Below are 14,866 nucleotides of genomic sequence, written 5' to 3'. Positions count from 1 at the left end.
ATATCAAGATAATCCGTCTAGCTTTTTTGACTTAAATATGCAAAACATATCGGTAATCAATGTTGGTGGGAAGGATAGCATTCCTAAATATTTTAAATTTGCTGCGAAAATTTTGGGGAACAAAAAGGTGGTGGCAATGATCGATAAAGATCCAGATTTTGAAACTAGTTTTAAACCAAAATTAAAAGAGTTGATTAAAGAAGTTTTTAACGAAGATACGGAAGATTTTAAAAGATATGGTATATTTATTTTATCAAAGGGAGAATTTGAACATTATTATAAGAAAGAGATAATCAAAAAATTTTTGGAAAGCGTAATAATAACCAATATAGAGAACGACGAAAACGTCCTCCGTATTCAAGATGAGGAGAAAAAACAGCAAGTAATTGAGAAAATGAAAGAGCAAAAATTCTCTATCCTAGAAGAACAGATTAAACAATTAGAGCCAAATTCGAAGTTATCTAAAGCTTATGAAGGATTATTTGAAAAATTTTTGGAAGGATGGACAAAGCCCGCAATTGCTTTTAAGCTAACTAAATACTTATTGAAAAATAAAGGATTTGAAAACGAAATTTTCGAAATTTTAAGAGAAATTATTCACTATTTAAGGCAAAATGAAATACAGTAAGTAAAAATTGTTGCGTACACTCTATAATTGCTGAGTTGAACTATAAAAAATGAAGCAATTATCGCACTTTTCTTTAGTTCATTCTGTAATTTCTACTCTTGATAACCACAATATTACAATAATAAACAAGTCTATTTAAAAGAGACATAGCTACAAGTGGAGCGTAGAATATTCTTAGCCACTTATCAAATACTTTATTTGTAGTAATTATTTCCCTTTTATCATTGTCTTGGTTAATCTTACCTGCTTCAGGTAATCCCAATTTCTATATGGTACAAAATGGTAGTTAACTTTATATGTGTGAAGACTTTACCAACTTAACCTTGCTCAGATTGGGAGGTTAAATCTCTGGTTTTAGTTCATCTTTCCTGCTTTGTCCATGTACCACCACCAGCCTGTACTTTTTATACAGGTCTAATCTCAAAGTAACTAGAGATATGCTGACGAATAGTGGATTTATTGGGCGGAGTTGGTACGCAGCACTTTGCTTTTTTGTTTTGGGAGAAATTAAAAATTATTTAGGGATACAAAATTTTGTTTGTTTCGGAAAGGATTTTTTTTATTGAGGCAGTAAAATAATATAGTTCTAAAATGAAGTTTTAGGAGGGTTTTAAATGGAAATTGATCTTTTTAAAGAAACATTAAAAGATCCTACTATTTATAATCCAAAAGAAGAAAAGGCTTATCTTATAGTGTATGTAGATTATATTGATCATATCCTGAATGCATTCTTATTTTTAGTATCACATAAATATTCTGAAAAAGAAATTTCAAAACTCATCGAAGAGAAAATTAATTTATGTGTTAGTGATAATATTAAAAAATTGTCCAGAAAAATCTATATTGCAGAAAAAACTCCTGAGGAAATAATAAAAAGCATTAATGTACCACTTCATATAGTAAGGATAAAATAATCTCTCATTTCCCACAGACTAGAGCTATTTTATTCTTTTAATATTGCCACAATCACAACGAAAAAAACCGAGCACCAAACTCGCCTATGATTATCTATATGTTTTACTACCAAATATATGTTTGAGAAAAGATAATTTTGGTGGAGGCGGGGGGATTTGAACCCCCGTCCGAAGGCATCGAACCCCAAACTTCTCCGGGTGCAGTCAGTGTACTTAAATTCTCGGGAAGAAAACGCCCACTGACAGGCTTTTTCTTCCCCAGCCTGAGATTTGACCCAAAAGTAAGGCTCAGGCGACCTTACTTTCGGTGCCCCACGTGGGTTGGCGCCCGGCTCGGAGGCTGTGGGCACCTCCGGCGGACGTTAGCTGCGCTTTAGGCAGCTAAAGCGAGTTCAGCTTTGTCTGCAGTTATTTTTCTTATCGGTTTTTTATAGTGGTACCGAGAAAACCACTACCCGCTATTTGGAATCCGACTGCCCCCGTCGAATTCCAAAACACGCCCCCTTATCTTAAATATTCCTTCATCTTCTTTCTTATCTCAAGCTCAGCATCTCTTTTTGCTATTGCTTCACGCTTATCAAAAAGTTTTTTACCTTTTGCAACTGCAAGCTCTACTTTTATTTTACCTCTTTTGAGGTAAATCTTCAATGGGATTAAAGTGTAACCTTTTTGTTGCACATAACCTGCTAAGCGGTTTATTTCAGACTTGTGAAGAAGGAGTTTTCTGTCTCTCATAGGGTCTACGTTGAAGATGTTGCCCTTTTCGTAAGGGCTTATGTGCATATTGTAGAGAAAAACCTCACCGTTTTCAACCCTGGCAAAACTGTCTTTCAAGTTTACATGACCAAGGCGCACAGACTTTACTTCAGTGCCTTTTAGCTCAATTCCTGCTTCGATTGTCTCTTCAATGAAATAATCATGATAGGCTTTGCGATTTGTTGCAATGACTTTTATATCGTCTTGTTTATTCTTTTCAGCCATTTAATTCAACTCCTACGTTTGGTTGCAATTTATATTTCTTTGCAAACTTTTATTATATATTAGTTATAGCAATTTGTCAACTTTCAGTCCCATCTGCTTATTTCAATTTTAGCTTTCTCTTCAAGTTTTTCCTCTCTTATCTTTTACCTTATCTAATATTGCATTGGTTTCAAATAATCAAGAACCATTATTTTGCCATTCTCAACATTTTTTATATTCGATATTATTTAAATATCCAAAGAGTTTGCTTTTTTTATTTCAGAACAATCATTCTATTAATTTCTACAATGTATGGTTTATTTCTCTTGACTTATAGTTAACTCTAACAGATATAATTTTAAACAAGAAAATTGAAAACAAAGATTGATAATGGAGGTAGAATAAATAATGCAATACAGAGATTTTGGGAAAACAGGCATGAGAACATCTCTTCTTGGCGTTGGTGCGATGAGACTTCCTATCATTGGTGAAGATGCATCTCAAATAGATGAAGAAAAGGCAATAGAGATGATAAGGTTTGCAATCGAACATGGTGTGAACTACGTTGATACTGCATATCCATATCATGGAGGGAACAGCGAAAAGGTAGTTGGAAAAGCTTTGCAAAATGGTTACAGAGAAAAGGTCTTCCTTGCAACCAAGTCTCCTGTATGGCAAGTCGAAAAACACGAAGATTTTGAGAAATTTTTGGATGAGCAGCTGGAAAAACTTCAAACTGACCATGTGGACATGTACCTTATGCACGCTCTCAACAAGGAAAGATGGGAAAAAATAAAGGCTTTGAGGTTCTTCGAATTCTTTGAAAAAGCAAAGGCACAAGGGAAAATAAGATTTGCAGGGTTTTCCTTCCATGACAAATACCCCACATTTAAAGAGATAGTGGATGGTTATGATGGATGGGATTTTTGCCAAATCCAATTAAACTACATGGATGTCAACTACCAGGCAGGCGTCAGAGGCTTAAAGTACCCTGCTTCTAAGGGACTTGCAGTAGTGATAATGGAACCATTAAAGGGTGGGAAATTAGCAAAGCTTCCACAGAAAGTGCAAGATATTTTCAAAAGAAGTGGGAAAAACTGGTCTGCAGTAGAGTGGAGTTTAAGATGGCTTGGAAACTTTCCGGAGGTTTCTGTTATACTAAGTGGAATGAGCACTTTGGAACATGTGAAAGAGAATGTTGAAATCATGAAAAATGTAACCCCCAACAACTTGACTGAAGAAGACTTGAAAATGATTGAGGAAGCAAGAAAGACACTGGGGTCTTTTGCAGTGATAAACTGCACAGAATGTGGCTACTGCATGCCGTGTCCAAGCGCTGTTGATATTCCCGAAAATTTCAGACTGTATAATGAAACTGTTATGTTTGGAGATTGGAAAGGTGGAAGAGGAATATACAAATGGCTTGAGGGACAAAAGACAGCTGCATCTTTTTGCAAAGAGTGTGGGGAGTGCCTTAGTAAGTGTCCGCAAAGATTAGAAATTCCTTCCCTTCTTAAAAAAGTTAACAGTGAACTGACAGAGGTGAAATGAGGAGGGGCAGACAATGGCTCATTCCAAAATTCTCATCGCCTATTTTTCTCGTAAAGGGAACAATTATCTCAATGGCAGAATTACAAACTTGCCGATTGGAAATACAGAAATAGTAGCTCAAAAAATACAAAAATTAACGGGTGGTGATTTATTCGAGATTAAACCAGCAAAACAGTATCCAGAAGATTACTACGAAATGACAGAAGTAGCAAAGGAAGAAAAAAGAAAAAATGCCAGACCAGAACTTGCAAATGAACTCGAGGATATAAGCCCATATGAAGTGGTTTTCCTCGGTTATCCTAACTGGTGGGGAACAATGCCAATGGCAGTATTTACTTTTTTAGAGTCTTATGATTTTGCAGGAAAGACCATCGCTCCATTTTGCACACATGAAGGAAGTGGACTTGGGAGCAGTGAAAGGGATATAAAAAAACTGTGCCCAAAAGCAAATGTATTGCCAGGATTAGCTATTAGAGGGAGCAGTGTTAACCAAGCTGATAATGATATTCAAAACTGGTTATCAAGGCTTGGTTTATTAACTTAAAAGAGAGGTGAGGATTCAAATGGATGGAGCTAAAAAACCAATTTTTCCATTAGGTACTAAAGTCCAAAATAGCTATTTTATTGGAACCGTTTGGGTTGAAACATTAGTAGCTTATGATAAAACTATGAACTGTGCAATTTATAATGTTACTTTTGAGAAAGGTGCAAGGAATAATTGGCACAGGCACCCAGGTGGACAGATTTTATTAGTTACTGGTGGAAAAGGGTATTATCAAGAAGAAGGAAAGTCTGCAAAGATAATAAAAGAAGGGGATGTTGTTGTAATTCCGCCGAATGTGAAACACTGGCATGGTGCAATGCCAGATAATTTTCTTTCTCATATTGCCATTACAACAAACCCTGATAAAGGCGAAGTAGAATGGTTGGAACCTGTTGATGATGAATACTATTTTCAACTTAAATCTGAGCAGTGAAAAGTTCAGTAAAGTTTTTGCTTTGATATGTAAATTATTAAAAAATTATTCAGTTTAGGCTCTTTTTAAAGGAGCCTATTTTTTTGTTTTGTTTGTTTGCTAACAATGAATTAAAATAGGTATTTAGGAGGTGTGTAAATATTGACAATAACAGAAGTTAGCAAGAAATATGGTATTTCAGCTCATACACTTCGATATTATGAGCGAATTGGTTTGATACCTAAAGCAAAAAGAAATGAAAATGGAATTAGGTATTATACAGAAGAAGACTGCAGATGGATTGAATTTATACTATGTATGCGAAAGGCTGGGGTTGAAATTGAGACACTACTTGAGTATGTAAATCTTCTACACCGAGGTGATGAAACAATAGAGCAAAGAAGGCAACTTTTGATAAAACAAAGAGATAAACTTATTTTGCGAATGGAAGAGATAAAAAAGGCTTTGGAGAAGCTAAATTACAAAATTAAAGATTATGAATCAAAAATTGTTCCTGTAGAGAAGGATTTGATGAAGTTGAATTTTAATAGAAGCTTAATGGATTAGGGTCTCAAATAATCTGTTTGGTTGCTTTTAGCTATACAGGATAATTTTAAAATTTGAATTTCAAAAATCCAACAAAAAGTTAGAATTTTTATGACAAATATTTCAATGAAACGTTAATGTTAAAATTGTATAATCTGACATTAGATATGAGGAAAAAACTCAATTAACTAACATTGTTTACACCAAACTTGGTTGGGCAATTGAAAGGAGGGTAAAGGCTTAGTTTATAAATAGCAGTATCATAGATAAACTAAGCCACAAAAATGGCCATACTTTTATTAGCTTTTATTTACATATCGTTTATTAGTTTAGGCTTACCTGACTCAATGTTAGGCGCTGCTTGGCCTGTTATAAGAAGCGATTTGAATTTGCCAGTTTATACGGCTGGTATTATTTCTTTGACCATAACATGTTCCACTGTTGTTTCAAGCATGTTAAACCCATTTATCGTAAAGAAAATAGGAACAGGTAAAATTGTTGTTATAAGTACCTTATTTTCTTCTATTGGACTATTTACTTTTTCACATGCACCTTCATTTGTTTTCCTGGGCCTTAGTGCAGTACTTATAGGCTTGGGAGGAGGAAGTATTGATGCAGCTTTGAATAATTTTGTAGCTTTGCATTATCAGGCAAAACATATGAATTGGCTGCACTCGTTGTGGGGTGTTGGGACAACTTTAGGTTCTTATATAATTTCGATTTTTATAGTATATCCAGAGGGTTGGAGAAAGGGATATTTAGTTGTTTCGGCGTTTCAACTTTTGTTAGCAACGTTATTTTTTATTTTGCTTCCGGTGTGGAATATATATGAAAAAGACAATAATAATAAAAGCTCAAATATTAGGAAAAATGAGCGCAAAAAATCATTGCTGTTTGCAAGTGCAGCAATATCAATAATTACATTTTTCTTCTATTGTGCTATTGAAACCACGACAGGGTTGTGGGCAAGCAGTTTTTTAGTAAATTACAAGCATATTTCTCCTTCTATTGCTGCAAAAGGAACATCTTCCTTTTTCTTTGGAATAACAATAGGAAGAATTTTGTCTGGATTTGTGAGCATGAAGTTGAGCGGTAAAAAAATTATCAGGTTATCCTTGGCTTTATTATTCACTGGTATTTTTGTTTTATTAACAGATGTTCCACAAATGATATACTTATTTGGTTTTGCACTAATTGGTTTTGGCTGTGCACCTATTTTCCCAACAATGATGCATGAAACGCCAAAAAGATTTGGTGAAGATATTTCGCACATTGTAATAAGTATGCAAATGGCTGCCGGATATTTGGGCAGCGCACTTGCTCCTTTGCTATTTGGAATTGTTATATCAATGATTGGAGTTTATGTGTTACCATTATATCTGCTGATCTTGCTTTTTATTTTGACGCTTTTTACAGAGCTATTAAATTATCAGTTAAATAAAAAAGCAGAAGGTTTGTAGCAAATTCTTTCTGATTTTTATAATACATTTACAAATTTATTTTGGTAAGATGAAAAAATGTTGTATAATATATTTAGAAACCTTAACAAATGGTGAAAGTATTTATGTTTGTAGTTAATATTCAAACTCAAAAAAGAGATAAGGATTCAACTGCTCAAAAATGCATTTACGAGGTTATAGACTTTGATGATAGATTGCCTTTAAAGATATTTTATCACAATCTTCCGTTTATTCAACATCACTGGCACGAAGCGTTGGAGTTGATTTTTGTTGTTTGTGGTAATGTGACTGTTGTCAAGAATGGAATGATATATAAATTAGGTAGTGAAGATATATTATTAGTTAACTACAATGAAATTCATACAACATATTTGAGTAATAGTGGTATCATTCTTGTTCTTCAAATATCCCCGCGTTTTATTAAAGAAAATACGGGTGTTGAGAAAATCACATTTAATTCACTGTTGTCAATTCCTGAGAGTAAGTTTGATGTTGATAAAGTAAATGAAATAAAGAAATCTGTGCTTGAAATTATGCTTCTGCATAATAAAAAAGATGAAAGTGTAGGGCTTGAAATAAAAAGTAAATTATATCATTTATTATATTTACTGACTTCTTATTTTAAAGATAACTGTGAAAAAATCTCTTTGGAAGAGAAAAAGGAATGCCAGAGAGAAAGATTGCAAAGAATTATTAAACTTATCGATGAAAATTATGACACTATTTCTGTTAATGAAATAGCAAGAAGGGAACATCTAAGCCTCTCATATCTATCAAAATATTTCAAAAATAATGTTGGTATAACGTTGAAAGAATATATAACCAAAAAACGATTAGAACATGCTGTAAAAGACATTCTAAATACTGATTTGTCATTGATAGAAATAGCACTAAAAAATGGGTTTTCTGATGAAAAATTATTAATTAAGTGCTTTAAGGAACACTATAATATGACTCCTTCTCAATTTAGAAAAATGTACAGAACTTTCTCAATAGGCGATAAAAGTTGTTTTAGTTATTTGAATATTTTTGAAGACATGACATTGTCACTAGAAATATTTAAAAGGTTAGAGAGTTTAGTAAGTAAATACAAGCAGATGTCAAATTGAAATGATATGTTCAAGAATCTTATTTTAACGGACTTATAAAGAGATGGTGCAGGTCCTATTTTTTATTGTATTTCAGAAAAGAACAAATAACATAGAAAATATCGAACAGACAAAAAAGGTTTAATATAAATTTAGTAACTATTAAAAAATACACAATTACAACCCAGAAATAAATCCAAGGGGGGCTTTAGAAAATGTCAGATAAAATAAAAGAGTTGATATCAAAAATGACCCTTGAAGAAAAAGCAAGCTTGTGTTCAGGGTTTGATGCATGGCACACAAAAGCTATTGAAAGATTAGGCATTCCTTCAATAATAATGACAGATGGTCCCCATGGAGTAAGAAAATCTAATGGATTTAATTTGAATGAAACTGTGCCATCCACCTGTTTTCCAACAGCAGCTTGTATGGCAAGCTCATGGGATAGGAGTTTGTTACAAGAAGTTGGGGCGGCAATTGGTGAAGAGTGCCAAGCCGAGGGAGTTTCAATTCTTTTAGGACCTGGTGTAAATATTAAACGTACCCCGCTATGTGGAAGGAATTTTGAATATTATTCAGAAGATCCGCTCTTGTCTTCCGAATTAGCAGCTTCGTTTATTAAAGGCGTGCAAAGCCAAGGAGTAGGGACATCAATAAAGCACTTTGCTGCTAACAATCAGGAGTATAGAAGGCTTGTAGTGGATGCAAGGGTTGATGAGAGAACACTTAGAGAGATTTACCTTGCAAGTTTTGAGAAGGCCGTAAAAGAAGCAAAGCCATGGACAGTAATGGCTGCATACAATAAAGTCAATGGTGAATATTGTACTCAAAATGAGTATCTTCTTACAAAGATTTTAAAAGAAGAATGGGGATTTGAAGGGGTTGTTGTTTCTGATTGGGGAGCAGTTGATGATAGAGTAAAAGCTTTAGAAGCAGGACTTGATCTGCAGATGCCAGGAAACGGAGGCATAGATGATAAAAAGATTGTAGAGGCAGTGAAAAGTGGAAAGCTTTCAGAAGAAGTACTTGATAGAGCTGTGGAAAGAATACTCAAAATAGTTTTTAAGGCAGTAGAGAATAAAAAAGAAGGTTTTACTTATGATAAAGAGGCTCATCATGAATTAGCAATTAAAGTTGCAAGAGAAAGCATGGTACTTTTAAAGAATGAGGATAACATCTTGCCTTTAAAAGCTCAAGGCACAATTGGAATCATTGGCGGCTTTGCAAAACAGCCACGATATCAGGGTGGTGGTAGTTCTCATCTAAATCCAACAAAGTTATCTATTCCTCTTGATGAGATATTGAATATTGTAGGAGACAAGGCAAAAGTTTTGTATGCCCAGGGTTATGATTTGCAAACTGGCGAGACAAATGTCAATTATATTTCAGAAGCAAAAGAAGTAGCAAAGAAGTCTGATGTTGTTGTAATCTTTGCAGGTCTTCCAGAAAGTTTTGATTCTGAAGGGCTTGATAGGCAGCATTTAAAATTACCAGACGGACATAATATAATCATAAATGAAGTTCTTAAAGAAAATAGCAATGTTGTAGTTGTATTGATGAATGGTTCGGCAGTTGAAATGCCATGGATAGATAAAGTAAAAGGTATTTTTGAATGTTATTTAGCAGGCCAAGGCGTTGGTAAAGCTATTGCTGAGCTTTTATTCGGAATTGCTAATCCTTGTGGTAAGTTAGCCGAAACTTTTCCAATAAAACTTAGCGACAATCCAGCACATTTAAACTACCCAGGTGAAAAAGATAGAGTTGAATACCGCGAAGGGCTATTTGTTGGTTATAGATATTATGATAAAAAAGAAATGGATGTGCTTTTCCCATTTGGATATGGATTGAGTTATACTAAATTTGATTATCTTGACATTAGAGTGGATAAAAAAGAGTTAGATGAAAATCAAATTTTGAAAGTTTTTGTTAGAGTCAAAAATAGTGGAAAAATAGCAGGAAAAGAGATTGTTCAAGTATATGTAAGCAAAAAAGAGAGTAATGTAATGCGACCAGAAAAGGAATTAAAAGCATTTAAAAAAGTTTACTTAGAACCTGGTGAAGTAAAAGAGATAGAATTTACCCTTGATAAAAGAGCTTTTGCATATTATGAAGTGGATGTTCAAGATTGGTATGTTGAAGAAGGTGAGTATAATATTTTGGTTGGAAAATCTTCAAGAGATATTGTTTTGAGTGAGAAAGTATATGTAAAATCCCTGAGAAAATTGCCAAAAACATATACAAGAAATACAATTTTATATGATTTAAAAGATGACCCTAAAGGTAAAGAAATTTATAATGAAATTGTTGAAATGATTAAAAAGAGTTTTAATTTTTCTTCTTCAAATGCTGATGATACGATTATGATGTTTCTATTGCAAACTCCTTTAAGGAGCTTGGTTTCATTTACTCGAGGATTGATTAGTGAAGAAAAAATTGAAATGTGGCTCAGGGAGTTAAATAAGCAGTAAATGAAATAAAAAGTTTGCTGGGGCTGCTATTATGCAGCCTTTTTTGTTTAGAAATGATAGTAAATTATTCTATGTGAGATGGATAGGTTATAGATGTTATAATAAAATTAGTGAAAAATTTTTAACAAAAGAAATGGGTGATGATTATGAGTTTTAGTAAAAAATTATTCTTAGCTTATTCGCTATTAATTATATTTTTGGCATTTATTGTAGGCATTGCATTCTATACATATAATCTTCGCGTGATGGAGGAAGATGTTGTAGCAAAATTAAATGCAGTTTCAGACAAGGTTGCACAAGAAGTTTCAAGTTTATTGAATCAAATGGATTTTATAATAGACTTTTTGATATCTAACAATGATTTTGTAGAATCAACAATAACACTTAACGCACTGAATAGAAAGAATAATAGTAATCTAGTATACGTGAATGAAGCAAAAAAAACAATCGAAGGAATACTTTATAATTATCTTATAATTAGAAGGTTTTATAGAGTAAGCTATTTTAATAAGAAGGGGGATTTTATTACAAGTAATTTTAAGTCTCCATTTCCTCAGGAGGACAGGGTAAACCAGTTGATTAATAAAACAAAGTGGTTTACCTTGTCAGAAAAAGTGCAAGGAAATATAATAATACCTCAATATTATGACCCATGGCGTGATGATAAAAATGTGAAAGTTTTTTCAAAAGTGCGTTTCTTAGGTGGATATGAAAACGGATTAGGTTACATAGAGGTTCAAATGTTGTATTCGAATATAGAGAATATTTTTAATGATGAATCTTTAAAAAATGTAAAAATATTAATGACAGCTGATAAAAATGTATTTTATGCACGTAATATATCAGAAACAGAGATGAAAGATTATTATAAACTTTTAAGCAAATTTACTAATGTAGAAATAGATTTTAGCAGTCTTGATAAAAATGACAATGAACTAATAGCGATAAGATATTTACCTAAACAAAAAATTGCTATTTTTTTAATTTTTGATAGAACATTGATTGAACGCCCATTAAAAATTAGTAGAAATTCTGTTTTGCTCTTTGGATTACTTATTATATTTATTTCACTCTTTTTTATATACTTTATGACTAACCAATTTACCAAACCTATTCGCGAGCTCAAGAGTAAAGTGGACAAAATTAACATAAATAATCTTAGCCAAAGAATTGTATTGGAAAATACAAATGATGAAATTAAAGCATTAAATAAAGCCTTTCAGAATTTATTAGATAGGTTAAATGAAGCAATAAATAAAGAAATGAAATACAAGTTATTACAGATGAAAGCAAATCTTGAAGCGCTGCAAGCTCAGGTCAATCCCCATTTTATTTACAATATACTTAATATCATTTCGCACAGGGGTTTGCTTAACAAAGACAAAGAGATTTGCGAAATTTGCAGTAGTTTAGCTTCAATGCTTAGATATTCAACTTCAGCAAGTAGTAGAATTGCTACATTAAAAGACGAGGTTGAGCATGTTAGAAATTATCTGAATCTTATGAAAAAAAGATATGAAGATAAATTAGAATATTTTATGGAATTTCAAGAAGAGGTTTTAAATCAAAGGGTTCCAAAGCTTATTTTACAACCGATTGTAGAAAATTCGTTTGCTCATGGTTTTGAGAACAAAACTGATAAAATGAAGGTTTGGATTAAAGGGTATGAAAAGGATAACTGGTGGTACGTTGAGGTAAAAGATAATGGACAAGGTTTTGATGATGAAGCACTTATAAACATTAAAAGAGAAATTGAAAATATCAAAAGGAGTTTCAATTATAACGAAGAAATAGAAGGATTTGAGATTGGTAAAATTGGACTTTTAAATACATATGCGCGGATGATGATATTTTATAAAAATAAATTTGTTTTTGATATAGGTAATAGTAATGAAAATGGTGGTGCTGTTGTATTGTTGGGTGGTGAGATTGAAGTAAATCGTGAGGAAGGTGAAAGATAAATGAGACTAAAAGTTTTAATTGTTGATGATGAACCAGCAGCAATTAAGTATTTGTTGACAATATTTCAAGAATATTCAAAAGACTTTGAGATAGCTGATATTGCTCAAGATGGTGAGGAGGCATTAAAAAAAATAGAGAAAAGTGAGCCTGATATAGTTATAACAGATATTAAAATGCCTCTTTGTAATGGACTTGACCTTGTATCAAAGGCAAAAATTAAGTTTCCTGATATTGAATATGTTTTAATAAGCGGATATAAGGATTTTGAATATGCCCAGAGAGCAATTCGCGAGGGAGTTTGTGACTATGTTTTAAAACCCATAGATGTGGATAGTTTTGTTAATCTCTTAAATCGTTTGAAAGAAAAAATAGAGAAGAAATATTATGACAAACAAATATTACTATTAAAGAAAATAATAGCTGATATCAAAATAGATGAGAAAGAAATAAAAAAGTTTCTACCATGGGATAAATATTTCTTATGCATATTGAGAGAAGGAGGTATTCCTCTCAAGTATTCTTCAAAGACAAAATTTATTAACGAAATTAATTTTGAAACAGCATCGGAAATTAGTCCGTCTAAATTTGAAAATGCTTTATATTGGCAGTTTTTTGGACGAGATGACCAAGAGTTAATACTAATAACGCCAGATACAGGTAATAAACTGACAGTAGTTGAGTTATTTAAAAAAATTTTTGAGAGCAAAAAAGACGGAGGACTTTATTTTACAAGTGTGATTGTAGATTATTCCTTTGAATTATTTCAGTTAAAAGACATGCTTATGAAAACTTTAAGGTTTTTGGATTTAAATATTGTACTTGGATATACACAAATTATACACTACAACCCAAATAATAGTAGCAGTACTTTATTAAGTAAAGAAAGTGATATTAATCAAAGAGAAATTGAAAAGAAATTCTCATATTATATTTCAAATTTGATGGTAGAGAGTTTAGAAAAGGAATTAGAGAGAGTTTTAGATAAATTGAAAGAACAAAAAGTTCCACTTATTATAGTTAGTAGTTTATTTCGCAATGTAATAATATTTGCAGCAGAACAATTAAATTCAGAAATGAAAAGATATGATATTGAATATATCTTAGATGAATTGATATCTACAAGTAAGCGAGGTGGAATTATGAGAGCACAGAAAATAAAGCGAAGTATTGCAGAAGTTATTGCTTTAGCTTTGGTATTAATAATTTATGGTATCCCATTCTTCTTTATATTCATTAACTCTGTGAAGAGTAAAGGCGAAGCAGCAAGTTTAGACTTGAGTTTTCCTAAACAGGTGCTTTTAATAGAAAATTATAAATCAGTTTTAGCTGAACAGGATGGAGTTGTTGTCAGAGCATTTATAAATAGTACATTGATTACAGTATTTTCAGTGATAGTTTTAGTTTTTGTTGCATCAATGACAGGATTTATAATACAAAGGAGAAAAAATAAAACTATGACATTTATAAGTTTTTTGATTTTAATTGGTTTAATACTTCCGCCATCTGTTGTTCCCACAATATGGATATTAAAATTATTAGGACTTTTCAAAACTCTGCCAGGGATTGTTTTGATTGAAGTTGCTTTAGGTTTGCCGTTTGCAACACTGCTTTATAGTAATTTCTTATCAACAATTCCTCAAGAGATAGACGAAAGCGCACTGATAGATGGTTGTAATAGCTATCAGCTATTTTTCCGAATAATATTTCCTTTGTTAAAGCTAGTTACAGCCACAATAGTAATATTATCTTCAATATCTATTTATAATGATTTTGTAAACCCTCTTTACTTTTTACCAGGTGCTGAAAATCCAACAGTTCAATTAACTTTATATAATTTTATGAGTAGATACAATACATCTTGGAACTTACTCTTTGCGGATGTTGTTTTGATTTCTATACCTCCATTAATATTGTTTATATTCTTCAACAGAAAAATAATAAGTGGAATGGTGGCAGGGGCTATAAAGGCTTAAAGATAATTTCATAATGATTTAAGTATATAAATCAATTATTGGTAATTGAGAAATTGTATTTGATTGATTAAAATCAATCATAAGAAAAACAAAGGAGAATGCAAAATGGTATTAGAAATAAAAGAAGTCAAATGTGAATATAGAAAAAATCCAATAGGGCTTGGGACAAAAAAACCAAGATTTTCGTGGATAATAAATTCTGATATACCTGCAACAAAGCAGACAGCATATCAGATGGTGTTTGCAAGAGATGAAAATTTTGAGGATATAATTTATGATACAGGTATTATATCTTCTGAACAATCAGTCCATGTGGAATATAATGGCCCTGAGCTTGAAGAATGTCAGAGATATTAATAT

Annotated in this window: 14 protein-coding genes and 1 other RNA gene; 12 read left to right on the top strand and 3 right to left on the bottom strand. The window is 32.2% G+C overall.

The window, feature by feature from the left end; genetic code table 11:
• On the top strand, positions 1-628 hold a 628-nt coding region (locus H964_RS01585; RefSeq protein ID WP_237738160.1), incomplete at its 5' end, for a TOPRIM nucleotidyl transferase/hydrolase domain-containing protein.
• A gap of 73 nt (positions 629-701) precedes the next feature.
• Here the strand turns inward: H964_RS01585 and H964_RS13470 are convergent.
• Positions 702-890, bottom strand: coding sequence for an ATP-binding protein (locus H964_RS13470; protein ID WP_442855701.1), 189 nt, complete (start codon positions 888-890; stop codon positions 702-704).
• 352 nt (positions 891-1,242) lie between these two features.
• Here H964_RS13470 and H964_RS01580 point away from each other — a divergent pair, with 352 nt between their 5' ends.
• The gene (locus H964_RS01580; RefSeq protein ID WP_039764172.1) at positions 1,243-1,542 is read left to right on the top strand and encodes a hypothetical protein; all 300 of its coding nucleotides are present in this window, start codon (positions 1,243-1,245) and stop codon (positions 1,540-1,542) included.
• A 138-nt stretch (positions 1,543-1,680) separates the two neighbouring features.
• On the opposite strand, the gene ssrA is transcribed toward H964_RS01580, so the two are convergent.
• Together ssrA and smpB are read right to left on the bottom strand one after the other, a co-directional pair.
• Positions 1,681-2,046: a transfer-messenger RNA gene (gene ssrA, locus H964_RS12045) on the bottom strand.
• A complete protein-coding gene (gene smpB, locus H964_RS01575) occupies positions 2,047-2,523 on the bottom strand; it encodes an SsrA-binding protein SmpB (RefSeq protein ID WP_011916654.1) in 477 nt (158 codons plus the stop codon). It abuts the tmRNA gene before it with no gap.
• A gap of 387 nt (positions 2,524-2,910) precedes the next feature.
• Here smpB and H964_RS01570 point away from each other — a divergent pair, with 387 nt between their 5' ends.
• The 10 genes from H964_RS01570 to H964_RS12650 all read left to right on the top strand — a co-directional run bounded on the left by H964_RS01570 (position 2,911) and on the right by H964_RS12650 (position 14,863).
• Positions 2,911-4,053, top strand: coding sequence for an aldo/keto reductase (locus H964_RS01570; RefSeq protein WP_039764167.1), 1,143 nt, complete (start codon positions 2,911-2,913; stop codon positions 4,051-4,053).
• A 13-nt stretch (positions 4,054-4,066) separates the two neighbouring features.
• On the top strand, positions 4,067-4,597 hold the full coding sequence (locus tag H964_RS01565) for a flavodoxin (protein WP_039764165.1): 531 nt from the start codon (positions 4,067-4,069) through the stop codon (positions 4,595-4,597).
• A 19-nt stretch (positions 4,598-4,616) separates the two neighbouring features.
• Positions 4,617-5,030, top strand: a complete 414-nt coding sequence (locus tag H964_RS01560) for a (R)-mandelonitrile lyase (RefSeq protein WP_039764162.1) — start codon at positions 4,617-4,619, stop codon at positions 5,028-5,030.
• Positions 5,031-5,171: 141 nt separating this feature from the next.
• Positions 5,172-5,576 (top strand): MerR family transcriptional regulator, encoded by a 405-nt coding sequence (locus tag H964_RS01555; protein WP_039764160.1) that lies wholly within the window; start codon positions 5,172-5,174, stop codon positions 5,574-5,576.
• A gap of 263 nt (positions 5,577-5,839) precedes the next feature.
• Entirely contained in the window at positions 5,840-7,015 is a 1,176-nt protein-coding gene (locus tag H964_RS01550; RefSeq protein ID WP_039764158.1) for an MFS transporter, read from the top strand.
• Positions 7,016-7,119: 104 nt separating this feature from the next.
• The gene (locus H964_RS01545; RefSeq protein ID WP_039764156.1) at positions 7,120-8,124 is read left to right on the top strand and encodes an AraC family transcriptional regulator; all 1,005 of its coding nucleotides are present in this window, start codon (positions 7,120-7,122) and stop codon (positions 8,122-8,124) included.
• Between the two features lie 194 nt (positions 8,125-8,318).
• Positions 8,319-10,571 carry a glycoside hydrolase family 3 C-terminal domain-containing protein gene (locus H964_RS01540; protein ID WP_039764154.1) on the top strand — a complete coding sequence of 751 codons (2,253 nt, stop codon included), beginning with the start codon at positions 8,319-8,321 and terminating at the stop codon, positions 10,569-10,571.
• Between the two features lie 146 nt (positions 10,572-10,717).
• On the top strand, positions 10,718-12,532 hold the full coding sequence (locus tag H964_RS01535) for a histidine kinase (RefSeq protein WP_011916661.1): 1,815 nt from the start codon (positions 10,718-10,720) through the stop codon (positions 12,530-12,532).
• Complete coding sequence (locus H964_RS12040; protein WP_083931416.1) at positions 12,533-14,506, top strand: response regulator; 1,974 nt, start codon at positions 12,533-12,535, stop codon at positions 14,504-14,506.
• A 105-nt stretch (positions 14,507-14,611) separates the two neighbouring features.
• The gene (locus tag H964_RS12650) at positions 14,612-14,863 is read left to right on the top strand and encodes a glycoside hydrolase family 78 protein (RefSeq protein ID WP_202804049.1); all 252 of its coding nucleotides are present in this window, start codon (positions 14,612-14,614) and stop codon (positions 14,861-14,863) included.
• The last annotated feature ends 3 nt before the right edge of the window (positions 14,864-14,866 follow it).

Origin of the sequence: Caldicellulosiruptor sp. F32, from assembly GCF_000404025.1 — a bacterium.
GTDB classification, from domain to species: Bacteria; Bacillota; Thermoanaerobacteria; order Caldicellulosiruptorales; family Caldicellulosiruptoraceae; genus Caldicellulosiruptor; species Caldicellulosiruptor saccharolyticus.
This window is presented reverse-complemented; position numbering and strand designations above follow the sequence as displayed.

Bases quoted from the DNA above. Each gene is read 5' to 3' on its own strand.
- H964_RS01580 (WP_039764172.1), top strand. From the start codon at position 1,243: ATGGAAATTGATCTTTTTAAAGAAACATTAAAAGATCCTACTATTTAT.
- smpB (WP_011916654.1), bottom strand. From the start codon at position 2,523: ATGGCTGAAAAGAATAAACAAGACGATATAAAAGTCATTGCAACAAAT.
- H964_RS01570 (WP_039764167.1), top strand. From the start codon at position 2,911: ATGCAATACAGAGATTTTGGGAAAACAGGCATGAGAACATCTCTTCTT.
- H964_RS01565 (WP_039764165.1), top strand. From the start codon at position 4,067: ATGGCTCATTCCAAAATTCTCATCGCCTATTTTTCTCGTAAAGGGAAC.
- H964_RS01560 (WP_039764162.1), top strand. From the start codon at position 4,617: ATGGATGGAGCTAAAAAACCAATTTTTCCATTAGGTACTAAAGTCCAA.
- H964_RS01550 (WP_039764158.1), top strand. From the start codon at position 5,840: ATGGCCATACTTTTATTAGCTTTTATTTACATATCGTTTATTAGTTTA.
- H964_RS01545 (WP_039764156.1), top strand. From the start codon at position 7,120: ATGTTTGTAGTTAATATTCAAACTCAAAAAAGAGATAAGGATTCAACT.
- H964_RS01540 (WP_039764154.1), top strand. From the start codon at position 8,319: ATGTCAGATAAAATAAAAGAGTTGATATCAAAAATGACCCTTGAAGAA.
- H964_RS01535 (WP_011916661.1), top strand. From the start codon at position 10,718: ATGAGTTTTAGTAAAAAATTATTCTTAGCTTATTCGCTATTAATTATA.
- H964_RS12040 (WP_083931416.1), top strand. From the start codon at position 12,533: ATGAGACTAAAAGTTTTAATTGTTGATGATGAACCAGCAGCAATTAAG.
- H964_RS12650 (WP_202804049.1), top strand. From the start codon at position 14,612: ATGGTATTAGAAATAAAAGAAGTCAAATGTGAATATAGAAAAAATCCA.